Source organism: Nonomuraea sp. NPDC052129 (genome assembly GCF_040680095.1).
Lineage (GTDB): Bacteria > Actinomycetota > Actinomycetes > Streptosporangiales > Streptosporangiaceae > Nonomuraea.
In genome coordinates, this window is the sequence record NZ_JBFAVX010000040.1 from 84,014 (window position 1) to 105,872 (window position 21,859).

19 protein-coding genes and 1 pseudogene are annotated in these 21,859 nt (G+C 70.2%); 14 read left to right on the forward strand and 6 right to left on the reverse strand.

The window, feature by feature from the left end:
* Positions 1 to 59: 59 nt before the first annotated feature.
* The 3 genes from AB0L53_RS50740 to AB0L53_RS50750 all read left to right on the forward strand — a co-directional run bounded on the left by AB0L53_RS50740 (position 60) and on the right by AB0L53_RS50750 (position 5,032).
* The gene (locus tag AB0L53_RS50740) at positions 60 to 1,643 is read left to right on the forward strand and encodes an AMP-binding protein (protein WP_364011490.1); all 1,584 of its coding nucleotides are present in this window, start codon (positions 60 to 62) and stop codon (positions 1,641 to 1,643) included.
* 124 nt (positions 1,644 to 1,767) lie between these two features.
* Positions 1,768 to 4,146 carry a CoA transferase gene (locus AB0L53_RS50745; protein ID WP_364011493.1) on the forward strand — a complete coding sequence of 793 codons (2,379 nt, stop codon included), beginning with the start codon at positions 1,768 to 1,770 and terminating at the stop codon, positions 4,144 to 4,146.
* Between the two features lie 103 nt (positions 4,147 to 4,249).
* Positions 4,250 to 5,032, forward strand: a complete 783-nt coding sequence (locus AB0L53_RS50750; protein ID WP_364011496.1) for an enoyl-CoA hydratase-related protein — start codon at positions 4,250 to 4,252, stop codon at positions 5,030 to 5,032.
* Between the two features lie 98 nt (positions 5,033 to 5,130).
* On the opposite strand, the gene AB0L53_RS50755 is transcribed toward AB0L53_RS50750, so the two are convergent.
* Both AB0L53_RS50755 and AB0L53_RS50760 read right to left on the reverse strand, forming a co-directional pair.
* The gene (locus AB0L53_RS50755; RefSeq protein ID WP_357952134.1) at positions 5,131 to 5,472 is read right to left on the reverse strand and encodes a ferredoxin family protein; all 342 of its coding nucleotides are present in this window, start codon (positions 5,470 to 5,472) and stop codon (positions 5,131 to 5,133) included.
* A gap of 33 nt (positions 5,473 to 5,505) precedes the next feature.
* The gene (locus AB0L53_RS50760) at positions 5,506 to 6,477 is read right to left on the reverse strand and encodes an NAD(P)/FAD-dependent oxidoreductase (RefSeq protein WP_364011499.1); all 972 of its coding nucleotides are present in this window, start codon (positions 6,475 to 6,477) and stop codon (positions 5,506 to 5,508) included.
* Positions 6,478 to 6,726: 249 nt separating this feature from the next.
* Between AB0L53_RS50760 and AB0L53_RS50765 the strand changes: the two genes are divergently transcribed.
* The 8 genes from AB0L53_RS50765 (at position 6,727) to AB0L53_RS50800 (ending at position 15,826) form a co-directional block, all read left to right on the forward strand.
* On the forward strand, positions 6,727 to 7,971 hold the full coding sequence (locus tag AB0L53_RS50765) for an aromatic ring-hydroxylating dioxygenase subunit alpha (protein WP_364011502.1): 1,245 nt from the start codon (positions 6,727 to 6,729) through the stop codon (positions 7,969 to 7,971).
* Positions 7,971 to 8,915, forward strand: coding sequence for a hypothetical protein (locus tag AB0L53_RS50770; protein WP_364011505.1), 945 nt, complete (start codon positions 7,971 to 7,973; stop codon positions 8,913 to 8,915). Before AB0L53_RS50765 ends, AB0L53_RS50770 begins: the two co-directional genes overlap by 1 nt.
* Positions 8,912 to 10,240: a M20/M25/M40 family metallo-hydrolase gene (locus tag AB0L53_RS50775; RefSeq protein WP_364011508.1), complete on the forward strand. Its 1,329-nt coding sequence runs from the start codon at positions 8,912 to 8,914 to the stop codon at positions 10,238 to 10,240. The genes AB0L53_RS50770 and AB0L53_RS50775 overlap by 4 nt, the downstream gene beginning before the upstream one ends.
* A 10-nt stretch (positions 10,241 to 10,250) precedes the next feature.
* Positions 10,251 to 11,108 carry an alpha/beta hydrolase gene (locus tag AB0L53_RS50780; RefSeq protein WP_364011511.1) on the forward strand — a complete coding sequence of 286 codons (858 nt, stop codon included), beginning with the start codon at positions 10,251 to 10,253 and terminating at the stop codon, positions 11,106 to 11,108.
* Between the two features lie 2 nt (positions 11,109 to 11,110).
* A complete protein-coding gene (locus tag AB0L53_RS50785; protein WP_364011514.1) occupies positions 11,111 to 11,245 on the forward strand; it encodes a hypothetical protein in 135 nt (44 codons plus the stop codon).
* A gap of 8 nt (positions 11,246 to 11,253) precedes the next feature.
* Positions 11,254 to 12,132 (forward strand): alpha/beta fold hydrolase, encoded by an 879-nt coding sequence (locus AB0L53_RS50790; RefSeq protein ID WP_358541369.1) that lies wholly within the window; start codon positions 11,254 to 11,256, stop codon positions 12,130 to 12,132.
* A complete protein-coding gene (locus AB0L53_RS50795; RefSeq protein WP_364011517.1) occupies positions 12,132 to 13,103 on the forward strand; it encodes a zinc-binding dehydrogenase in 972 nt (323 codons plus the stop codon). Before AB0L53_RS50790 ends, AB0L53_RS50795 begins: the two co-directional genes overlap by 1 nt.
* A gap of 194 nt (positions 13,104 to 13,297) precedes the next feature.
* Positions 13,298 to 15,826 (forward strand): heavy metal translocating P-type ATPase, encoded by a 2,529-nt coding sequence (locus AB0L53_RS50800; protein ID WP_364011520.1) that lies wholly within the window; start codon positions 13,298 to 13,300, stop codon positions 15,824 to 15,826.
* Between the two features lie 115 nt (positions 15,827 to 15,941).
* On the opposite strand, the gene AB0L53_RS50805 is transcribed toward AB0L53_RS50800, so the two are convergent.
* The gene (locus AB0L53_RS50805) at positions 15,942 to 16,811 is read right to left on the reverse strand and encodes a universal stress protein (RefSeq protein ID WP_364011523.1); all 870 of its coding nucleotides are present in this window, start codon (positions 16,809 to 16,811) and stop codon (positions 15,942 to 15,944) included.
* A 55-nt stretch (positions 16,812 to 16,866) separates the two neighbouring features.
* Between AB0L53_RS50805 and AB0L53_RS50810 the strand changes: the two genes are divergently transcribed.
* The 3 genes from AB0L53_RS50810 to AB0L53_RS50820 all read left to right on the forward strand — a co-directional run bounded on the left by AB0L53_RS50810 (position 16,867) and on the right by AB0L53_RS50820 (position 17,691).
* Complete coding sequence (locus tag AB0L53_RS50810) at positions 16,867 to 17,001, forward strand: hypothetical protein (RefSeq protein WP_364011526.1); 135 nt, start codon at positions 16,867 to 16,869, stop codon at positions 16,999 to 17,001.
* 142 nt (positions 17,002 to 17,143) lie between these two features.
* Positions 17,144 to 17,341: a DUF1918 domain-containing protein gene (locus tag AB0L53_RS50815; RefSeq protein WP_364011529.1), complete on the forward strand. Its 198-nt coding sequence runs from the start codon at positions 17,144 to 17,146 to the stop codon at positions 17,339 to 17,341.
* Positions 17,342 to 17,403: 62 nt separating this feature from the next.
* Positions 17,404 to 17,691, forward strand: a complete 288-nt coding sequence (locus tag AB0L53_RS50820; protein WP_364011532.1) for a DUF1876 domain-containing protein — start codon at positions 17,404 to 17,406, stop codon at positions 17,689 to 17,691.
* A gap of 191 nt (positions 17,692 to 17,882) precedes the next feature.
* Here AB0L53_RS50820 and pflA read toward each other — a convergent pair whose 3' ends face one another.
* From pflA to AB0L53_RS50835, 3 genes and pseudogenes are all read right to left on the reverse strand, one after another.
* Positions 17,883 to 18,674 carry a pyruvate formate-lyase-activating protein gene (gene pflA, locus AB0L53_RS50825; protein WP_364011534.1) on the reverse strand — a complete coding sequence of 264 codons (792 nt, stop codon included), beginning with the start codon at positions 18,672 to 18,674 and terminating at the stop codon, positions 17,883 to 17,885.
* A pseudogene (pflB, locus tag AB0L53_RS50830) lies at positions 18,671 to 20,718 on the reverse strand (formate C-acetyltransferase). The gene pflA and the pseudogene pflB overlap by 4 nt, the downstream one beginning before the upstream one ends.
* A 56-nt stretch (positions 20,719 to 20,774) precedes the next feature.
* The gene (locus AB0L53_RS50835) at positions 20,775 to 21,818 is read right to left on the reverse strand and encodes a zinc-dependent alcohol dehydrogenase family protein (RefSeq protein WP_364011537.1); all 1,044 of its coding nucleotides are present in this window, start codon (positions 21,816 to 21,818) and stop codon (positions 20,775 to 20,777) included.
* Positions 21,819 to 21,859: the final 41 nt, after the last annotated feature.

Genomic DNA, 21,859 nt, shown 5'->3' on the forward strand with positions numbered 1-21,859 from the left:
TGTCGTCCCCGGGATGAGGCATGGGACATCCTCACATAGTGCCGATCGTGAGGGGGACCATGGAAAACGCGGACGATGTCACGGCCTCGCCCGAGACGATGCTCGACGTGCTGGAGCGTCGCGCGGCCGTCGCGCCGGAGGCGGAGCTCGTGCGGTTCGAGGATGGCACGTCGCTCCGCGTCGAGGAGTGCCGGGCGCGGGCCACCGCCGTCGCGCGCGGGCTCGCGGGTCTGGTGTCCCCTGGCGATCGGGTCGTCACCTGCCTGCGTCCCGGTCCGCGGTTGGTCGAGGTGATGTTCGCCCTGGCCAGGCTCGGTGCCGTCGAGGTGCCGCTGGCTCTGGACGCCCGGCTTCCCACGGCTCGGCACCTCACCGGGGCCACGGGGGCGCGCGTGCTCATCGCCGGGACGGACGCCGTACGTGACAATCCCGATCTCGTCGCTCTGGCCGCGGAGATGGAGCGCGTGGTGCTCGTGACCGAGCGGGCGCGGGCCGAGCTGGCGGGATCGGTGGACATGGACGACCTGCTCGCCGATCCGCGCCGCCTGCCGGAGTGGCGTCCGGGACCGGCGGATCCGGCCGTCGTCATGGCGACCTCGGGCACCACCGGCCGGGCCAAGGGCGCGCTGCTACCGCACTTCGCCGGCGTCCGGCAGGCCCGGCGGGTGGCCAGGGCCATGGGGTACGAGCCGGGGGACGTGCTGTTCAACATGTTCCCCTGGAATCACATCAACGTCAGGCACGCGGGGTTGCTGCCCGCGTTGATCTCCGGTGCCACGCTGGTGGCCCACTCGCGCTTCTCCGCCTCCCGGTTCTGGGACATCTGCCGGCGGGAGGGGGTCACGGCGTTCAACTTCATGGGCGCCGTGGCGGCCATCCTCGAACGGGCTCCGGCCACCGAGTCCGACAGTCTCCACCAAGTGCGCCGCGCCTATGGGGGACCGGCGCCGGAAGCTCTGACGAGGCGTTTCCAGGACCGGTTCGGCGTGCCGCTGCTGGAGGCGTACGCGTGCACCGAGCTCGCCGACGTGGCGGTGAGCACGGCCAGTGTCCGGCGGCCGGGCTCGGCCGGCCGGCCCGTCCCGGAGTACGAGGTGGTGATCAGGGACGAGGACGGCCGGCCGCTCCCGGCGGGACAGGTGGGGCAGATCACCGCGAGGCCCAGGGCCGGGTCGATCATCTTCAGCGGGTACGCCGGCGACGACGCCGCTACCGGGAAGGTCCTGCGCGACGGCTGGTTCACGACCGGGGACCGTGGCCGGCTCGATGACGACGGCTTCCTCTATTTCGCCGGCCGTCGCGCCGACGTCATCAGGCGGCGCGGCGAGAACATCGCCACCTGGGACGTGGAGCAGGTGGTGGCCGCGATGCCCGGTGTCCTCGACGTGGCCGCGGTGGGTGTGCCCTCCGAGCTGACCGAGGAGGAGGTGCTGGTGGCGGTGAGCGCCGCGCCCGGAGCCGTCGTCCGCGCGCCGGAGGTGTACGCCTGGTGCCTCGACCGGCTCCCGCGCCACGCCGTCCCGCGTTTCGTGCGCGTACTCGACGAACTGCCGCGTAACGCCGCCACGAAGGTGGTCAAGGGTGAGCTGCGCGGCGACGGAGTGCCGCCGGACGCGTGGGACTCCGGCGCGGGGGTCGCCTGACCGCGCGGACGCTGGACAGACCTGCATGGTCGGCCGGACCGCTGGACAGACCGGGATGGTCGCGCCCCGGCGATCCCGCGCTCTACGTTCGAGCCGTCAATACGTGCCGCTGAGAGGAGCGGGTGTGCCGGACAGGTTGCGGGTTCTGGACCTCACCGACGAGCTGGCCTTCAACGGGGCCAGGCTGCTGGTGGGGCTCGGGGCCGATGTCGTACGCGTCGAACGTCCGGCCGCTGCGGTGCTGTCGCGCGCGGAGACCCTGCACTGGCACGCGGGCAAGCGGGTCGTGGGCATACCCGAGAGCGCCGAGGTGCTCGACGGGCTCGTGGAGCAGGCGGACGTGGTGATCGAGAGCGGCCCGCTCGAAGAGCTCGCGGGCGTGCGCGCGGGATCCGGCGCGGTGTCGTCGCGCTGGCCGCGGGCCGTCCATGTCGTGGTCACGCCGTTCGGCACGAGCGGTCCCCGGAGCGCCTGGCGAGCCGACGATCTCGTGGCCGCGGCCGCCGGTGGCATGGGCTGGCTGGGCGGGCAGCCCGGCGGGCAGCCCAAGCCGCCGCCCCGCGAGCAGGCCACCCAGCTCGCGGGCGCGCACGCGGCCATCGCGGCGCTGCTCGGTGTCATCGCACGCGACCGTACCGGGCGGGGGCAGCTCATCGACGTCTCCGTTCAGGAGGCGGTGGCCGCCACGCTGGAGACGGCCGCCATCTCCTGGATCCACGCCGGCCGGTACCCCTCCCGCAATGGCGGGGTGTACGAGCACGTGGCGCACCGCGTCTTCCGTGCCGCGGACGGTCATGTCGCGGGCGGATACTCCGGCAGTGACCGCATGTGGACGGATCTGCTCGCCTGGATGGCGGAGTCGGGCGAGGCGGCGGACCTGACCGAGGAGAAGTGGTCCGATCCCGTCTTCCGCTGGCGGGGCCGTGAGCACGTGGACGAGATCGTGGCCAGGTTCGTGGCGAAACGCTCCGCCGCGTCGGTGGCCGAGGAAGGGCGCGCGCGGGCGCTGCCGTGGGCGGAGGTCGCCACGGCCGCGCGCCTGCCCACCAACCCCCAGCTCGTCGCGCGCGGCTTCTTCACCCGCATCCTGGGCGAGGGCCTACCGGCGGACGGTGTCACGGACGTGGGCTTCCCCTTCCCCGCCGCGGAGCCACCGCGCCCGGTACGCCTCACCGAGCCGCTTCCCGCCCCCGTCGAGGCCCCCTGGCGGACCGCGCACCCCCGAGGCCGCCGGGCGGCGACGGGCACTGGGCGCCCGCTGGCGGGGGTCCGTGTTCTGGACCTGACCTGGGTGCTCGCCGGCCCGTACGCGACCAAGACGCTGGCGGAGCACGGCGCGGACATCATCAAGATCGAATCTCGGCACCGGCAGGATCCCACGCGCTTCGCCCCGTCGATGAGGCTGCGCCCCGACGCTGGGTTCGACGACAGCGGCTACTTCATCAACTTCAATCGGGGCAAGCGCGGCGTCGCGCTCAACCTGCGTACCGAGCCGGGCCGCGAGGTGCTGCGGCGGCTCGTCGCCGAGTGCGACGTGGTCATCGAGAACTTCAGCCCCGGCGTGCTCGCCAAGTGGGGGCTGTCCTATGACCAGATGGCGGAGCTGAACCCCGGCGTCATCCTGGTGTCGATGGCCGGGGTCGGGCAGAGCGGGCCGTGGCGGGACGCGGTGACCTTCGCCGACACGCTCGCCGCCATGTCCGGGCTCACCAGCGAGACCGCCGATCCCGGGGAAGGTCCGCAGGGGCTGACGTTCGGGCTGGGGGACATGGTGGCCGCCAATTCGGCCGTCCTGGCCGTGCTCGACATGATCGCGGCCGGTCGGGCGGGTCATGTGGATCTCTCCCAGCTGGAGGCGATGGCCGCGTCGATGGGACCGGCCGTACTCGAAGCCGAGCTCGGAGACTCGCGTGCCGAAGGCGAGGTCGGCGGTTCGCGTGCCGAAGGCGAGCCGGGCGGTTCGCGTGCCGTGGTGCGGCCCAATCGGCATCCGCGGATGGTGCCGCACGGCGTCTATCCGACCAGCGGCGACGATCGCTGGCTCGCGCTGGCCGTACGCGGGGACGAGGAATGGCGGCGCCTCGCCGAGCACGCCGGAGCGCCGGAACTGGCCGCGCTGGCGTCTGCCGGGCTGGAGGAGCGGCGCGGGCGCGAGGACGAGATCGACGACGCCCTGGCGGTCTGGTGCTCGCGACACGACGGCGCGTCACTGGCGGCCGAGCTGCAAGAGCTGGGCATAGCCGCCGCCGTCGTCGCCACCGGGCGGGACCTGGTGGAAGCCGACGAGCACTTGGCCGCGCGTGGCTTCTACCCGGTGCTGGATCACCCGATCGCGGGTCCGGTCCGGCACGAGGGCATCGTGATCCGCATGTCCGACACTCCCGGGGCGCTCACGGCACCGGCGCCACTGCTCGGCGAGCACACCGACGCGGTGCTGAAGGAGTTGCTCGGCATGGACGAGGAAGAGCTCGCCCGGCTACGCGACGCCGGCGTCCTGGAATGACAGCGGCTACGCGGCTGCGGTGTCCTGGAATGACACCCGCCCCCTTGACCCACGACCTCCTCCCCGCGGCTGAAGTCCGGGGTCTCGACACTCAGGAGTCTCGATGAACCAGCCGAACCGGCCGGTCCTGGACGTACGGCGCGACGGGGGGACGGCCACCATCGTCATCGACCGGCCGCCCGCCAACGCCGTCGACCCCGCGATGATCGAGGAGTTCTTGGAGATCATCCCCGAGCTGGCCAAGGACGTCACGGTCCGCTGCCTCGTCATCCGCGGCACCGGCCGCTTCTTCGTGGCGGGGGCGGACATCGCCGTGATGCGGGACCTCTCGACGGCCAACCACGTGAAGATGCGCCGTTGGATCGAGGTGCAGCGCCTGCTCGAACTGGCGCCCAAGCCGGTGATCGCGGCGATGAACGGTCACGCCCTGGGCGGCGGCGCCGAGCTGTCCCTCGCCTGTGACCTGCGTATCCTGGCGGCCTCGGCCACGATCGGCTTCCCCGAGATGAACCTGGGGCTGTTCCCGGGGGCGGGCGGCAGCCAGCGCCTGCCGCGCCTGCTCGGTCCGCATCGGGCCAAGCGGCTGATGATCGACGGCACCCGCCTGTCGGCGGGCGAAGCGCTCGACCTGGGGCTGGTCGACGTGGTGGCCGACGACCAGGTCTTCGACCGGGTGGTGGCCGAGCATGCCGAGGGCCTGGCGGCCAAGCCGACCGGTACGATCGGCCTGCTCAAGCACGTCGTGGACGCCGGGTACGGCCTGCCGATCGAAGAGGCGCTCGAAGTGGAGCGCGAGGCGGTCATGGAGCTGATCCACACCGACGATGCCGCCGAAGGACTCCAGGCGTTCCTGGACAAGCGCCCGCCCCGGTTCACCGGACGCTGATGGCCGCGAATGTCCGGTGTTGATCCCGGACAAGCGCGCGTCAAGGAGGTTCACCGACCGCGGATGTCCGGAGTGCTCACCCCGGACATCCGCGGTTTTCAGCCGTCGTAGCCGGTCACCAGCGCGGTGTCGGTGTTGAGGTCGCCGACCTTGCGGGCGCCTCCCGGGTTGCCGAGCGGCTCGTCGCGGCCGGCCAGCACCTCGGTGAAGAAGTCCTTGGCGTCCTGGAGGAAGAGCGTGCGCGTCTCGTCGCCGCGCGCCGTACGGTCGACGAAGATCGCCTCAACCGGGCACTCCGGCTCGCAGGCCCCGCAGTCGATGCACTCGGCGGCGTTGATGTAGCTCTTGCGGTCGCCGACGTAGATGCAGTCGACGGGGCATACGTCCACGCACGCGCGATCGTTGACGTCGATGCAGGCCGGGCCGATGACATAGCTCATGGATCTCTCCTGTCTTCTGGGTGGGGTACGGGGTCAGGCGGCGTCCGTGGAGTGGCCGGGGAAGAGGCCCAGTTCGGGGTCGAGTTCGACGGCGGCGTTGTTCACCGCGGTGGCCACCTCGCCGAAGCCCACCGACATCAGGCGGACCTTGCCCGCGTGTTCGGTGAGGTCGCCGGCCGCGTACACGCGGGGCAGGTTGGTCCGCATGCGCTGGTCCACCAGGACGGACCTGCCGCGCAGTTCCAGGTCCCAGTCCGCGAGCGGGCCGAGGTCGCTGATGAATCCGAGGGCCGCGATGACGGAGTCCGCGGGCAGGGCCCGGTCCCCCTCGCCCCGCGTACGCAGGTGCGCCTTCTCGACCCGCTCGCCGCCGGACAGGGAGACCACCTGGCTGTCGACCACGATGCGTACCCCCGCGACCCGGGCGGCCTCGACGCCCGCGGCGTGCGCGCGGAACGCGGCCCGGCGATGCACCAGGGTGACCGACCTGGCCAGGGGCGCGAGGGCGAGCGACCAGTCGACCGCGCTGTCCCCGCCGCCCACGACCACGACATCGTGGCCGGCGTGTTCCGACGGGTCCGGCACGAAGTACGTCAGCCCCCGGCCGAGCCATTCCTCGCCGGCCGGCAGCGGACGCGGGGTGAACGTCCCGATGCCCGAGGTGAGGATGACGGCCTGCGCGTGTACGGCCGTGCCGTCGGACAGGACCACCACGGGCCGCCCGCTCTCGTCGCGGCGCAGCTCGACGGCCTGCCTGCCCAGCAGGTAGACCGGGTCGTAGGCCGCCGCCTGGGCCGTCAGCGCGTCCACCAGCGAGCGCCCGAGTATGCCGGGGATGCCGGCCACGTCCCGTACTTCCTTCTCCGGGTACAGCGCCGAAATCTGCCCGCCGACCTGAGGCAACGCGTCCACGACCACGGACCGCAAGCCGCGGAAGCCCGCGCAGTAGGCCCCGTAGAGGCCGGTCGGTCCCGCTCCGATGATCACGATGTCGGTCTGGATCATGCTGATTCCACCTGGGTCCTCCCGGTAGTCGCCTGTCAAGCCACGGAAGCTACACACCCCGGCGACGGGAACTCGCAGGTCGCGGACCGCTGACCGGAACGCGGCTCGCTCAGTGGGACACGGTCCGCTGGGCGGGATGATCCGCTGGGCCGCCCGGCCGCGCCGGTGGTGAACTGCGTGTCGTGGTCGAGCGGCGCATCTGAGCGCCTCTACCGGCCATCCGACAAGCCATGGGAAGCGGAGGCGAGAATGAGTGCAGAGGCGGGTGCGCCGGCTGCGAGCGGGGGTGTCGCCAGACGCCGGCCGTCACGACGGGGCAAGCTGCCCGGACGCCAGGACTGGTCGAGCTGGCCCCACTACCAGGGTGCCGACAGCGGGTTTCGCGGCTACTGGTATCCGGTGGCGTTCTCCTCGCACATCACGGGAAAGCCCAAGGCGATCACCCTGCTCGGCGAGCGTATCGTCGTCATCCGTGACGGCGGCAAGGCGTACGCGCTCAAGGACCGGTGCCCGCACCGGGGCGTGCCGCTGAGCTACGGCAACCAGCAGTTCCCCGGCACGATCTCGTGCGCGTACCACGGCTGGACCTTCGACCTGGAGACCGGCGATCTGAAGGCGGCGATCACCGACGGACCGCAGTCGCCGATCTGCGGGAAGGTGACCCAGCCCACCTACGAGGTCGAGGAACGCCTCGGCATGGTGTGGATCTTCGTGGGGGACGGCGAGGACGCGCCGCCCATCGACGACCAGCTCCCCGAGGAGCTGCGCGACAACCCCGCCGTGATCGGCGCGCGCATCCAGGCGCGCGAGGGGAACTGGCGCTTCGCCTGCGAGAACGGCTATGACGAGGGGCACGCGAAGTACCTGCACCGCACCGCGCTGTGGCGGCTGTTCAAGGCCATGCCGGTGTGGAACGAGACGCGGATCGAACGTCGCGGCCGCTGGATCTACCGGGTGCAGGAGGCCCAGCACTGGGACGCCGACTTCCCGGGTCTCGGCCGGTGGAACAACCAGGCGTGGTTCAAGCTCAAGCCGCCGAAGCAGGTCGCCAACATCGGTAATACGGGCAGCCACCGGAAGGTGAACCCGGCCATCGCCGCCGAGGACTTCCCCGGGTTCGCCTCGGTGAGCATGCCGGGTGTGCTGCGCATCGTCTACCCGACCTTCATCCACTACGAGTTCTACGTGCCCGTCGATGCCGACAACCATCTCTATGTCGGCGCGATGGCCAATTTCGAGAAGGGCGTCAAGACGCTGCCCTTCTACGCCAAGTATCTCGGCGCCGTCCGCTGGCTCTTCCACGGCCAGTTCTCCGGCCAGGACAAATGGATGGTCGAGGTGACCGACGCGCCGCCGGAACGGCTCTATCGTCCTGACGACTCGCTCCTGCAGTGGCGCAAGCTCGCCGAGGACGTCACAGAGGAGCGCATCGAACGGCTGCGCGCCTCCGGGCTCGCCGTCGACGACCCCCGGCCGCCGAAGCAGGCCGGCTGATGGCCAGGATCGTCCTGGGCGTGGGCGCGTCCCACTCCACGCTCATGAACACGCACTGGGACCAGGTCGAGCACAAAGAGGACGCCGAACGCTTCCGCGACGCGCTCGGCACGGCCCGCGACGCCCTCGCCGAAGCCCGCCCCGACGTGGCGATCATCATCGGCTCGAACCACTTTCGGGGCTTCTGGCTGGACCTGATCCCCGCCTTCACCCTCGGGGTGGACCAGGTCGTCTCCTCCGGAGAGTCGGGGACGCCGTCGGGACCCCAGCGCACCAACCCGGCCGTCGCCCAGGCCGTCGCCGAATCCCTGGTGGCGGCGGGTACCGAGGTGGCGATCTCGGCGAAGCTGCAGATCGACCACGGCCAGAGCCACGCGATTCAGTACCTCCTACGTGACCTCGGCGTGCCGGTGATCCCGCTGGTGGTCAACGTGTTCGCCACGCCGCTGCCGCTCATGCGGCGCTGCGTCGAACTGGGGCGCAACATCGCCGCCGCGGTGGCGGCGCTGCCGGACGAGCTGCGGGTCGCCGTCATCGCCTCGGGCGGCCTGTCGCACCGGCTCCCGTGGCCGAGCCGCTGGCAGGACCCCGAAGGAGAGGACGAGGAGTTCCTGGTCGAGGCCTGGCGCGAGGGCCGGGGCGACTGGCAGCGGTACGACGCGCGCAGGCGGCAGATCATCACCGCCGCCCGGCCGACCATCTTCCCCGAGTTCGACGAGGAGTTCCTCGCCGCGCTGGAGAAGGGCGAGCTGGCGCGGTACGCGAACCTGTCAACGGCGGAGATCGAGGCGGTGGCCGGCAACGGCGGCCAGGAGCTGCGTACCTGGCTGACCATGGCGGCGGCGCTGGGCTTCGCGCCCGGCCGGACGCTGGCCTACGCGCCGATGCCGGAATGGCTGACCGGCATGGGGGTGGCCATCATCGAGCCCGCCGGATCGATATGAACAAGGACGAGCGCGAGCGGATGGTGGCCCAGGCCCTCGCCACGATCACCGAGGCCAGGCTGCGCAAGGCCGCGGTGGAGGTCACCTCCATCGCCAGCCCCACCGGAGGGGAGGAGCCGCTGGCCCGGCGGCTGGCCGAACGGCTCGCCGCCGCGGGCCTGGAGTCGCACCTGCAGCGCATCGACGACGGCCAGGCCAACGCGATCGGCCGGCTGAGGGGCGATGGTACGGGCGCCGACCTCATGCTGTACGCCCCGATCGACACCCTGACCACCGGCGACCCGGACGAGGACGTGCCGTGGATCGGCCCCGGGCTGCGCCCCGACATGCGGGCCGAGGCACAGTGCGACGGCCCCTACGTCACCGGCCTCGGCGCGAGTAACCCCAAGGGCCACGCGGCGTGCGTCCTCATGGTGGGTGAGGCCCTGGCCTCGGTGGGCGTGCGGCCCGCCGGAGACCTGCTGGTCGCCTTCGGGGCGGGCGGCATGCCGACCAACGCCATCGACGGCACCGGCCGCCTGAACACCGGGCAGGGCGCCGGCTGCTCCTTCCTGCTCGAACGCGGCTGGCAGCCCGACTACGCCGTGATCGCCAAACCGGGCGACTTCGTCGCGCACGAAGAGGTCGGTCTGTGCTGGTTCGAGATCGTCGTACCGGGCATCCACACCTACGCCGGCAGCCGGCACCGCCTGCCGTACCAGAATCCGATCGTGACCGCCGCCAAGGTGGTGACGCGCCTGGAAGGGTGGCTGGCGGCCTATCCCGAGCGGCACCGCACCGCGACGGCCGCGCCTCAGGGGATCATCGGCTCGATCGCCGGCGGCTGGGAGCGGATGCCGGCGGTCACGCCCGCGGCCTGCCGCATCCGCCTCGACCTGCGGATCGCGCCCGGCACGACGCCGCTGGCGGCCAAGCGGGAGCTGGCGGAGTACGTCCGCGGGCTGTCGGCCGAGCTGGGCGTGGAGCTGACGGTCGAGATGGTGCTGGCCATCCCCGGCACGCGTACGTCACCGGAGGACTGGGTCATCCGCAGCGCGGTTCGCGCTTGGGAGAGCGTGGCCGGGCGCCCGCACGAGCCCATCGACGGCAACAGCGGTGCGACCGACGCCAACATCCTGCGCGCGCGGGGGATCCCGACCGCCCGGGTGGGCATGCCGAAGGTCGCCTCCACCGAGTTCGACGTCGACTTCGCCCGTGGGATGAACACCGTCGACGTCAGAGCCATGCGCCGCCTGTGCGAGGTGCTCGTACGGGTGGCCGTCGACACCACCACGCGGACGCGCGCCGAGATCGCCGAGCTTAATGACGACGAGACCGATGACTAAAGGAGGCGATATGGAACCCCCCACCGGTTCGTACGCCGACGCCGACGGCGTCAAATACCACTACCTCGACCTGGGCTCGGGGGCGGACACGATCTTCCTGCACGGCGGCGGCCCCGGCTGCACCGGATGGAGCGACTTCGGCCCGGTGGCGCCCCTGTTCGCCGCGGACCGCCGCTGCCTGATCGTCGACATCCTGCAGTACGGCAAGTCGGAGAAGTGCCTCATCACCGGCCCGATGTGGGATTTCCACGCGGCCAAGACCGTCGCGCTCATGGACACGCTGGGTGTGGAGCAGGCCGACTTCGTCTGCAACTCCTGGGGCGGCACCATCGCGCTGTGCCTGGCCGCCCGCTACCCCGGCAGGGTGCGTTCCCTGGTCATCACCGGCAGCATGCCGGTGTTCTACGGCCCGCTCGCGCCGCTACCCGAGAACGGCCGCCGCGGCCGCGCCGCCCGGGACGCCTACTACGGCGGCGAGGGGCCGACGCGGCAGAAGATGCGCGACCTCATCACCCGGCTGGAGTGGTACGACGGCGACCGGTTGCCCGAGGCCACCCTGGACCTGCGCTTCGAGCAGAGCCTGGACCCCGGTGAGCGGGAGCTGGCCGCCATGTCGGACTCGCCCCGCGGCGAATGGCAGGACCTCACCGCCGAACTGGGCCAGATCCAGGCGCCCGCGCTGTTCGTCTGGGGCATGCAGGACGCCTTCCTCACGCCCGACTATCCGCTCATGCTCGCCCGCATGGTGCCGCGCGGGAACCTGCACATCATGGACCACGCCTCGCACCACCTGCAGGAGGAACGACCGGGCGCCTACCACGCGGTGGTCACCGGGTTCCTGAACTCCCTCAAGGACCCATGGAGATGAGCATGTCCAGATCGAAGAAGCTGCTGATCGCCGTGCCGGTCGTCGCGCTGGCCGCGATCCTGGGCCGCCTGCTCGCGGTCCGCAGCAACACCCAGGTGCACCGCATCAACCAAGACAAGCCCGCTCTCGACCGCTGAAGGTGACGATGAGTATCTGGACCGAACTGAGCCCCCTGAGCCTGAGCGTCTCGTACGTGGACGCCGCAGGAGTGCGGACCCGCAGCCTCCGGGCCGGGTCAGGCGAGCCCGTGGTGTTCCTGCACGGGACCAGCGGCCACCTCGAGGCGTTCACCCGCAACCTGCCCGCGCACGCGGCGGACTACGAGTGCCACGCCATCGACATGCTGGGCCACGGCTACACGGGCAAGCCCGACTACGCCTACGAGATCCCGCGCTATGTCGACCACCTGCTGGCCTACTTCGACGCGGTGGGCATCGAGCGCGCCCACATCGTGGGGGAGTCGCTGGGCGGCTGGGTCGGCGGCCGTACCGCGATCGACCACCCCGACCGCGTGGCCAGCCTGCAACTGCTCTGCGCGGGCGGGACCGTGGCCAACCCCGAGGTCATGAAGCGGATCCGGACGAGCACTCGCGAGGCCGTGGTCAGCGATGACGTGGAGCTGACCCGCAAGCGGCTGCGACTGCTGATGGCCGATCCGGCCGACGCCACCGAAGAGCTGGTGGAGGTGCGCCACGCCATCTACCACGAGCCCGAGTTCGTCGACAACCTCGACAATCTGCTATGCCTGCAGGACATGGACACCCGCCTGCGCAACATCCTTCGCCGCGACGATCTGGCCAAGATCACCCAGCCCACGCTGATCGTCTGGGGCCGCAAGAACCCGTTCGGCGACGTGCCGGAGGCCACCGCCATGCACGAGGCCATCGCGGGCTCGGAGCTGGAGCTGTTCGAGGAGTGCGGCCACTGGCCGCAGCACGAGCAGGCCGCCCGCTACAACCCGCTCAGCCTGGCCTTCCTGGCCAAGAGCTCGGCGGCGGGCTTCTCCGGCAAGGGACGCGGCTGATGCGCGGGGCCCGTTTCCACGAGTGGGGCGCCCCGCCGGTCGTGGAGGAGCTGCCCGAGCCCGTACGCAAGCCCGGAGAGGTGCTGGTCGAGGTACATGCGGCGGCGCTGGGGCATCTGGACCTGACCGTCGCCGGCGGGTCTTTCGGCATGAAGCCCCCGCTTCCGTACGTGGGCGGTGTCGAGGCCGCCGGCGTGGTCCTGGACGCCGACACCCTGGCTCCGGGCACGCAGGTGCTCCTTCGTGGTGGCGCGCTCGGCCTGCTGCGCGACGGCTGCTGGCGCGAACGCCTCAGCGTCTCTCCCAAGGCCGTCACCCCGCTGGCGTCGCCGCTGCCCCCGGAGGTCGCGGCGTCGTTCTTCGTACCGACCACCACGGCGTACGTCGCCCTGAACGACGTCGCCCGCCTGGAGCCGGGCGAGGAGGTCATCGTGACCGGCGCGGCCGGCGCGGTCGGCGCCATGGTGGCTCAGCAGGCCCGGCTGGCCGGAGCCACGGTGACCGGGGTGGTCGGCCGGGCCGACCAGCTCGGTCAGGTGCCCGAGGGGATCCGCGGGGTGGTCACCGACGACGCCGAGGCGGTCGCGGAGTTGGCGGCGGCGCGCTCGGCGTCCCTGCTGGTCGACACGCTCGGTGGGAGCGCACTGGTCGAGCGCTCGCGCTGGGTCCGTCCCGGCGGCCGGGCCGTCGTGATCGGCTACGTACTGGGGGCGTCCGTCACCGTCGATCTGCCGTCCTGGCTGCTCGACGACGTGGCGCTGCTTCCGGTCAACATGGTCCGGCACGAGCGGCGGGCTCGCGAGGTGGCCCCGTCGCTGATCGAGCGCCTGGCCGCGGGGGAGCTCAGCGTGGAGGTCGAGCGGTTCGACCTGTCCGAGATCGCGAAGGCTCTGGAACTGCTGCGCGACGGCAGGTTGCGCGGCCGTGCCGTGGTGGAGTTCGGCGCGGGGGCGAGTCAGCTTCGACAATGAAGCGCTTCGTCCACATCTACTACGGCCAGTAGCACTCCGTCAGTGGGACTTTCGACCCCCATCATCAGGACGTTCTGCTATAGCACCGGCGAAGCCTCCGTCACATGCTAGCGAGAGCGTAGTAGAGAAGGACGGAGGGAAAACCGTCGTGCTTGATATCGTCAGGGCGAGGATCACAAGAGGGCAGGCCGGCCATGACCGCCACTGACTGGGTCGTGATCGGCGTCTCCCTGGCCTTGCTGGGTTTCCTCGGCTGGTACTTCTTCGGGCCGAGGAAGAGCAGCGTGGCCGAGCTGCGTGACGGAGTACAGGAGATTGAGATCGTCGTGCGGGGCGGCTTCTCGCCGGACATCATCCAGGTACGGCAGGGCACCCCCGTGCGGCTGACCTTCAACCGGAGAGAGAGCGGTGATTGCACCTCCCGGGTGGTGTTCGCCGATTTCGGCGTCAGCCGGGCGCTGCCTGCCTTCGCCAAGACCACAGTGGAGTTGCGGCCTGGCGATGCGGGGGAGTACGGCTTCGCCTGCGGGATGAACATGGTGCACGGCCGCCTGATCGTCGAACCGGGCTCCGGCGGCGGTCACGATGTCGCTGCGAGTACCGCACCTTTGTCGACTGAACTGCCGTCACAGGATGTCGAGGCGACGGAGCGGCGTGCCGAGATCGCCGACCTGTCGCGTCGGGTCCTGGTCGGGGCTGTGCTGACCCTGCCTGTGGCGTTCGTCGTCATGGCGCATGAGCTCTTCGGCGCGGGATGGATCCCGGAGTTCCTGCTCAACCGCTGGGTGCAGCTCGCGCTGATCGCGCCAGTGATGTTCTATACAGGCTGGCCGATCCATCGCGTGGGCTGGCTCGCTCTACGGCACCGCTCGGCGGACATGAACAGCCTGATCACGCTGGGTACGAGTGCCGCCTTCTGCTACAGCCTGTTGGTCACGGTCGCGCCCGGCTCGCTACCGGAGGGGGTTCGTGACGTCTATTACGAGGCCGTCGGGGTCATCCTGACGCTGATCCTGCTCGGCCGTTTGCTGGAGGTGCGGGCCAAGGCGGGCACCGGCGAGGCGATCCGCAAACTGATCGGTCTGCAGGCCAGGACTGCCCGGGTTCAGCGCGACGGTGCGGAGATCGAGATTCCCATCGCGGACGTCGTGGCGGGCGATGCGGTGGTCGTACGGCCGGGCGAGAAGGTTCCGGTCGACGGGGTCGTCGTGAAGGGGCGCTCGACGCTGGATGAGTCGATGGTGACCGGCGAGTCGATCCCGGTGGACAAGGGCCCGGGCGATGACGTGGTGGGCGCGACGGTCAACCAGACGGGATCGTTCACGTTCAGGGCCGAGAAGGTCGGCGCGGAGACGGCGCTGGCTCAGATCATCCGTCTGGTCCAGGCCGCCCAAGCCTCCCGTGCGCCGATCCAGCGGCTGGCCGACCTGGTGTCCGGCTATTTCGTCCCGGTGGTCATTGCCATCGCGATCGTGACTTTCGCCGTGTGGTTCGTCGCCGGACCGGTGCCGACGTTGACGCTGGCATTGGTGGCGGCGATAGCCGTACTGATCATCGCCTGTCCGTGCGCGCTTGGGCTGGCCACCCCACTTTCGATCATGGTGGGCACCGGGAAGGGGGCTCAGTCCGGCATCCTGATCCGCGACGCCGAAGCCCTGGAAACCGCGTGCAAGCTCGACACGATCGTCCTGGACAAGACCGGCACCATCACTCGTGGCAAGCCGGCGCTCACGGACGTCGTTCCGTACGGTGACTGGGCAGCCGATGAGGTGCTACGCCTGGCCGCCTGTGCCGAACGTTCCTCCGAGCACCCACTGGGCCAGGCCGTGGTCGAGGGCGCGACCGGGCGCGGCCTGATCCTCACCGAGCCGTCGGAGTTCGATTCGGTCACCGGGCAGGGCATCGCGGCGACCGTCGAGGGGCGTCGTGTGCTGGTCGGCGGGAAGCGCCTGCTCGGCGACACCTCGGCGCTTGAGGAAGAGGCCGATCGCCTGGCCCGGGCGGGCCGTACCCCGATCATGGTCGCCGTGGACGGCGAGCCCGCTGGGGTGATCGCGGTGGCCGACACCGTCAAGGACGACTCCCGCCAGGCCGTCGCGACTCTGCAGCGGCTGGGACTTCAGGTGGTGATGATCACTGGGGACAACCGGCGGACGGCCGAGGCCATCGCCCGCCAGGTCGGCATCACCCGGGTGCTGGCCGAGGTGTTGCCCGCGCACAAGTCTGCCGAGATCGCCCGCCTGCAGGGAGAAGGGGCGAGGGTCGGCATGGTCGGTGACGGCATCAACGACGCGCCCGCGCTGGCCGAGGCCGATGTCGGCTTCGCCATCGGCACCGGCACCGACGTGGCGATCGAGGCCTCCGACATCACGTTGATCTCCGGCGCGCTCGGCGGGGTGGTTACCGCGGTACGGTTGTCGCGGACCACGATGCGCAACATCCGGCAGAACCTGTTCCTGGCGTTCGTCTACAACGTGGTCGGCATCCCGGTCGCGGCCGGGGTGCTCTACCCCTTCCTCGGCATCCGGCTCAGCCCTGTCTTCGCCGCCGCCGCGATGGCACTGTCGTCGCTGTCAGTGGTGGGCAATGCCAACCGGCTGCGCCGCTTCACCCCGCCGGCGTTGCCCCCGGCGCCGCCGCTCCCGCCCGATCAGCACGTCACCGTCGAAACGGGAGCCGAGTTCACCGCTGTCACCGACCCGGTTTCGCGGGATGTGCAGTAGGCGAGGAGGCGAGCTTTGGCGAGTGCGCAGAAGTCGGTGTTGAGTTCGGTTCCGAGGAAGGGGCGCTGCTGTTGGGCTTCTTGCCGCCCTCCCTGGCGTGGCGAGGCAGCGGACGTCATACCGAAATAGGTGCGTCCTTGGCGCGCACCACTGTCACCGTGCAGTGTGTGTGGTGCAAGACGCCTCGGCTGACCGAGCCGAGGACGATCGACCCGATCGCGTTCCTGCCGTGCGAGCCAACGACCAGCAGGTCGGCCCGGTCACCGGCGGCGGCGAGCGCATTGACGGGGTGGGCGCACCGCACGTCCACGATCACCTTGACCCGCGGGTATCTCTCCCGCCACGACGCGAGTTGTTCCTCGGCGACGTGCTGGTGGGCCTCACGCAACGCTTCGAAGTCGCAGGAGAAGCCGGCGGCCAGAGCGAACGGCAGCGCCCAGGCGTATACCGCCCGCAATGTGCTTCCGCGCAGTTCGGCCTGCCGGAAGGCGTAGGCCAGGGCGGGCTCGCACGTAGGGGAGCCATCGAGACCGACGACGACCTCACCGTGGGCCACAGCGGCCCTTGGCCGGACGACGACCACCGGAACCGGCACCTGGCCCGCGAGGTTCATGCTGACCGAGCCAAGTACGGCCCCGGCGAAGCCACCCAGCCCTCTACTACCGACCACCAGTTCGATCGCGTCGCCGGCCTGCTGGCGAAGGACGGCCGCCGGTGTTCCGGTCATCACCTCGGTACTCACCTCGACGGTAGGCTGGCGTTCGCGCGCGATCTCCTCGGCTTGTGCCAGGATTTTCCGCGCGTTCTCGATCAGCGCCTCGTCCCACTCAGGTGCGGGAATCTGCGGCACCTGGTACGGCCAGGTTTCCACCACACAGACGCTACGCAGCGGCACATGCATCCGAAAGGCGTCGTCGGCCGCCCATGCCACGGCGTCGAATCCGGGCACCGAACCATCGACACCCACCACGATCAGATCAGGCATCGTACATTCCCCCTTCTCCATTTCAGCTCCTCGGTGGCTAACCGGGCAGGGCCGGATGTCCCAAAACTTGGAGATGATCGGCGGCCGGGAAACCAGCGGCCTGGTCACCGGAAGCCCGATCGCGCGGGTGCGCCCCGCAGCCCTGTCCCCGGTTCCTTACGCGGCGGAGGACTTCGGCCTCTGGCAATGAAAGGACGTTGGCCTCTAGCCGCCAAGTCCACGCGTAGGTCAACTAGAAGAGAAGAAGGGAGGTCGGCCATCACTCTGTTCGCGGCCGGCCGGGACGGCACGGGCGGCGGCGACACCGACCGAGGTCGAAGGGGGGAGAAGTCATGAAGGCAGCAGTCGGAGACCGGTTGGTGATCGAGAGCGCTCACTTGGGGGAGGAGCGCCGTATCGGCGTCATCATCGCTCTGCACCACGATGACGGCACGCCGCCGTATGACGTCCACTGGCTCGACGAGGAGCACGAAACGCTGGTCTATCCAGGGCCGGATGCCCACGTCGAGCCTCGGGAGACCCGGGCCTGAACGCTATGGCTGCGTAACGGCACAAGATGGCCGGGGACCGTGGAGAAGGAGAGATTTCTGCCATGGAAGCCAAGGAATGGTCCGTACGGATCGACATCACCGAAGAGGGCGACGGCACCTCTGCCCGAGCGGTCCTGTTCACTCGGGACAGGACCAGTCTGGCCGGAGTCGGGACCGCGCGCCGCAATCCGATCGACCGATCGGTGCCAGAGATCGGTGACGAGCTGGCGGCAGGCCGCGCACTGGCCGACCTGGCACACAAGTTGCTGGTCGTCACAGCCGAGGACGTCGCTGAACTGGCCGGGCAACGGCCCGGCTTCGCCAGAGGCGCGCCATCGGGCCGCGCCTGAATTCCTCAAGTTCAGGTTCGCGTGGCGGGGAGGGCCGAGCCGGTCGCCAGCCGGCTCGAGCCGGATCTCGGCCATGTGGGCGGCGGTGCCGCTGGACGGCGAGCTTCGCGCAGGTCCGCGCGCTGCCCGATGCGACCCTCGACACCCAGGTGACCCAGGAGTCTCCCTGCTGACGTCGGAAGGCGGCGACGTCAGGTGCTGGCTACACCGTAGGCGTGGAATTGGGCGTGCACGCGGTTGAGCAGGTCCTGATCGGGTGGTGCGACGTTGGCCAGCGGAAAGTGCAGGCCGAGCTTGCGGTACTTGGCCGCCGCCATGCGGTGGAAGGGCAGGACGTCGACGTGTTCGACGTTGCCCAGTTCCGCGACGAAGCGGGCCAGGCCGTCCACGTTCTCTTCGGCGTCGGTGAGTCCAGGGACGAGAACGAACCGTATCCAGGTGGGGCGACCGAGTGTGGCGAGCCGGCGGGCGAAGCGCAGGGTCGGTTCCAGCGGACCGCCGGTCACTTTGCGGTAGGTGGCCGGGTCGGAGGACTTGATGTCGAGCAGGACCAGGTCGGTGTCGGCGAGCATGGTGTCGCTGGCGCGGTCGCCGAGCAGCCCGGAGGTGTCCAGGGCGGTGTGCAGGCCGCTGTCATGGCAGCGGTGCAGCAGTTCGGCGGTGAAGCCGGGCTGGAGCAGCGGCTCGCCGCCGCTGATCGTGACCCCGCCGCCTGCTACCGAGATGAAGCGCCGGTATCTGTCGATTTCGGTCATGCCTTCCTGCACTGTGGCCTGGTGGCCGTCGCGCATCCGCCAGGTCTCGGGGTTCTGGCAGTACAGGCAGCGCAGCGGGCAGCCGCAGGTGAACACGACGAAGCGGGTGCCGGGGCCGTCCACGCCGATGGACAGGTCCCAGGAGCTGATCACGCCGGTGCCCGGTGGGGCCGGCGGGTGGCACAGCTCGGTGGCGGCCTGTTGGAGGTGGGCCTGGCGGGTGTTCACAGTGATCCGTGGAAGGTGCGGTTGATGACGTCGCGTTGCTGTTCGGGGGTGAGGCGGACGAAGTTGACGGCATAGCCGGAGACGCGGATGGTGAGTTGCGGGTAGCGGTCGGGGTGCTCCATGGCGTCCAGCAGCACCGCCCGCGTCAGGACGTTGACGTTCATGTGGAACCCGGCGGCGTCGAAGTAGCCGTCCAGCACCCCGACCAGGTTGTCCACGCGCTCGGCCGGTGTGCGGCCGAGCCCTTCAGGGGTGGCGGTGTTGGTCAGGGAGATGCCGTCGAGCGCTTGGTCATAGGGGAGTTTGGCCACCGACAGCGCGGAGGCGACCAGGCCGTGGCGGTCGCGGCCGTTGCTCGGGTTGGCGCCGGGAGCGTACGGCTCTCCGGCACGCCGGCCGTCGGGGGTATTGCCGGTGTGCTTGCCGTACACGACGTTGGAGGTGATGGTGAGCACGGACTGGGTGTGTTCGGCGTCGCGGTAGGCGGGGTGGCGGCGGACCTTGGCCATGAATGAGCGGACCAGGTCGACGGCGATGTCGTCGGCGCGGTCGTCGTTGTTGCCGTAGGCGGGGTAGTCGCCGTCGACGGTGTAGTCGATGGCCAGGCCGCTCTCGTCGCGGATCACGGTGACGTGGGAGTGCTTGATGGCCGACAGGCTGTCGGCGGTGACGGACAGTCCGGCGATGCCGCACGCCAGGGTGCGTTTGACGGGGTAGTCGTGCAGGGCCATCTCGATGCGCTCGTAGGCGTATTTGTCGTGCATGTAGTGGATGATGTTCAGCGCGTTGACGTAGGTGGCGGCCAGCCAGTCCATCATCCGGTCGAACGCCGCGGTGACCTGTTCGTAGTCGAGGTGGTCGCCGGTCAGCGCCGGGTAGGCGGGGCCGATCTGTTCGCCGGTGATCTCGTCACGGCCGCCGTTGATCGCGTACAGGAGCGTCTTGGCGAGGTTGACCCGGGCGCCGAAGAACTGCATCTGCTTGCCCACCGGTGCGGCCGAGACACAGCAGGCGATGGCGGTGTCGTCGCCGAAGCGCGGCCGCATCAGGTCGTCGTTCTCGTACTGGATCGAGCTGGTCTCGATGGACAGTGCGGCGCAGAATCGTTTGAACGGCTGGGGAAGGCGCGGTGACCAGAAGACGGTGAGGTTCGGCTCGGGGGCGGGGCCGAGGTTGCGCAGTGTCTGCAGGTAGCGGTAGCTGGTGCGGGTCACCAGCGTGCGGCCGTCGGAGCCCATGCCGCCGATGGACTCGGTCACCCAGGTGGGGTCGCCCGAGAAGAGCTGGTCGTATTCCGGGGTGCGCAGGAAGCGGACGATGCGCAGCTTGATGACGAAGTCGTCGATGAGCTCCTGCGCGCGTTCTTCGGTGATCAGTCCTTCGGCGAGGTCACGCTGGAGGTAGATGTCGATGAAGGTGGAGGTGCGGCCGAGCGACATGGCGGCGCCGTTCTGCTCCTTGATCGCGGCCAGGTAGGCGAAGTACAGCCACTGGATCACCTCGCGTGCGGTGCCGGCGGGACAGGAGAGGTCGTGGCCGTAGGAGGCGGCCATCTGCTTCAGCTCCTCCAGGGCGCGCCGCTGCTCGGCCAGTTCCTCGCGGTCCCGGATCACCGCGTCGGTGGCGAAGGCGCCCTCCAGCGAGCGCAGCTCGGCCTGCTTGGCCTCGATCAGCCGGTCCACGCCGTACAGCGCGACTCGGCGATAGTCGCCGATGATCCGGCCGCGGCCGTAGGAGTCGGGCAGGCCGGTGATGACGCCCGCCCGGCGGGCGCGCCGGATCTCGGGGGTGTAGGCGTCGAACACGCCGTCGTTGTGCGTCTTGCGGTACGTGGTGAAGATCTTCCGTACCAGAACATCGCCGAGACCTTCGCCCACACGGCCGCGGTGCGCTCCGTCGGTCCGGCGAGGAATTCCGCGCCGCCTTCGTAGGGCGTGTAGTTGGCCTGGATGAAGGCGCGCACGTCCACCGCCGACCGCCAAGCCGTGCCGCTGAAGCCGCGCCATGCCCCGAGCTCGGTGGAGTGACCCGTTGTGGCCGTCATCGGTTCCCCCTCATGTCGAATGCCTGCTCTTCTTTCGTAGTGCGGCGGGGCCTGCGTCAACTGCGGGACAGGATCACCTTGAGGGCTCCGGTCGCCGTCGGGTCGGCGAACGTCTCGTAGGCGGCGGTCATGTCGTCCAGCGCGAAGCGGTGGGTGATGAACGTGCTGGGGTCCAGTCGTCCGGCGGCGATCATGTCCAGGAGGGTCGGTGTGGAGTGGGTGTCGACCAGGCCGGTGGTGATGGTGAGGTTGCGGATCCACAGGTCTTCGAGGTGCAGGGTGGCGGGTGCGCCGTGCACGCCGACGTTGGCGACGTGGCCGCCGGGGCGTACCAGGCTGGTGCACAGTTCGAAGGTTTCCGGCAGGCCGACGGCTTCGATGGCGACGTCGGCGCCCAGCCCGCGGGTCAGCTCGGTGATCGCGGCGGCCGGATCGTCGCCCGCGCCCACGACCAGGTCCGCACCGAGCTGCTTGGCGGCCTCCAGCCGTGACGGGGCGGGATCGACGGCGACGATGTGGCTGGGCGTGAACAGCTGTGCGGTGGTGATCGCGGCCAAGCCGATCGGGCCGGCTCCGACGATCACGACCGTGTCGCCGGGCTGGACGCGGCCGTTGAGGACGCCGACCTCGTAGGCGGTGGGCAGGATGTCGGCCAGCATGAGCGCGGCCTCGTCGGTGACGCCGTCGGGCAGCCGGTGGGTGGAGGTGTCGGCGAACGGCACGCGTACATATTCGGCCTGGGTGCCGTTGACGCGGTGACCAAGAATCCAGCCGCCGCCGCCCAGGCACTGGCCGAACATGCCGATGCGGCAGTAGCGGCAGCGCCCGCACGCCGAGATGCACGACACCAGCACCCGCTCTCCCGGCTTGATGGTGCTGACCGAGCTTCCGGTCGCCGTGACGGTGCCGACCGCTTCGTGGCCGAGGATCCTGCCCGGCTCTACAGTGGGTACGTCGCCTTTGAGGATGTGCAGGTCGGTGCCGCAGATCGTGACCGCGTCCACGCGCACGATGGCGTCGGTGGGTTCGATCAGCCGCGGGTCGGGAGTCTCCTCCCAGGACCGCCGGCCGGGGCCGTGGTAGATGAGCGCTTTCATCATGCCTCCTGATGGTGTTCACCTCTCACGTTCATCCGGATGGG

Coding starts and splice junctions, on each gene's coding strand:
- AB0L53_RS50800 (WP_364011520.1), top strand. CDS start 13,298: ATGACCGCCACTGACTGGGTCGTGATCGGCGTCTCCCTGGCCTTGCTG.
- AB0L53_RS50820 (WP_364011532.1), top strand. CDS start 17,404: ATGGAAGCCAAGGAATGGTCCGTACGGATCGACATCACCGAAGAGGGC.
- AB0L53_RS50740 (WP_364011490.1), top strand. CDS start 60: ATGGAAAACGCGGACGATGTCACGGCCTCGCCCGAGACGATGCTCGAC.
- AB0L53_RS50785 (WP_364011514.1), top strand. CDS start 11,111: ATGTCCAGATCGAAGAAGCTGCTGATCGCCGTGCCGGTCGTCGCGCTG.
- AB0L53_RS50790 (WP_358541369.1), top strand. CDS start 11,254: ATGAGTATCTGGACCGAACTGAGCCCCCTGAGCCTGAGCGTCTCGTAC.
- AB0L53_RS50815 (WP_364011529.1), top strand. CDS start 17,144: ATGAAGGCAGCAGTCGGAGACCGGTTGGTGATCGAGAGCGCTCACTTG.
- AB0L53_RS50795 (WP_364011517.1), top strand. CDS start 12,132: ATGCGCGGGGCCCGTTTCCACGAGTGGGGCGCCCCGCCGGTCGTGGAG.
- AB0L53_RS50775 (WP_364011508.1), top strand. CDS start 8,912: ATGAACAAGGACGAGCGCGAGCGGATGGTGGCCCAGGCCCTCGCCACG.
- AB0L53_RS50780 (WP_364011511.1), top strand. CDS start 10,251: ATGGAACCCCCCACCGGTTCGTACGCCGACGCCGACGGCGTCAAATAC.
- AB0L53_RS50755 (WP_357952134.1), bottom strand. CDS start 5,472: ATGAGCTATGTCATCGGCCCGGCCTGCATCGACGTCAACGATCGCGCG.
- AB0L53_RS50835 (WP_364011537.1), bottom strand. CDS start 21,818: ATGATGAAAGCGCTCATCTACCACGGCCCCGGCCGGCGGTCCTGGGAG.
- AB0L53_RS50750 (WP_364011496.1), top strand. CDS start 4,250: ATGAACCAGCCGAACCGGCCGGTCCTGGACGTACGGCGCGACGGGGGG.
- AB0L53_RS50765 (WP_364011502.1), top strand. CDS start 6,727: ATGAGTGCAGAGGCGGGTGCGCCGGCTGCGAGCGGGGGTGTCGCCAGA.
- AB0L53_RS50770 (WP_364011505.1), top strand. CDS start 7,971: ATGGCCAGGATCGTCCTGGGCGTGGGCGCGTCCCACTCCACGCTCATG.
- AB0L53_RS50805 (WP_364011523.1), bottom strand. CDS start 16,811: ATGCCTGATCTGATCGTGGTGGGTGTCGATGGTTCGGTGCCCGGATTC.
- AB0L53_RS50760 (WP_364011499.1), bottom strand. CDS start 6,477: ATGATCCAGACCGACATCGTGATCATCGGAGCGGGACCGACCGGCCTC.
- AB0L53_RS50810 (WP_364011526.1), top strand. CDS start 16,867: ATGTCCCAAAACTTGGAGATGATCGGCGGCCGGGAAACCAGCGGCCTG.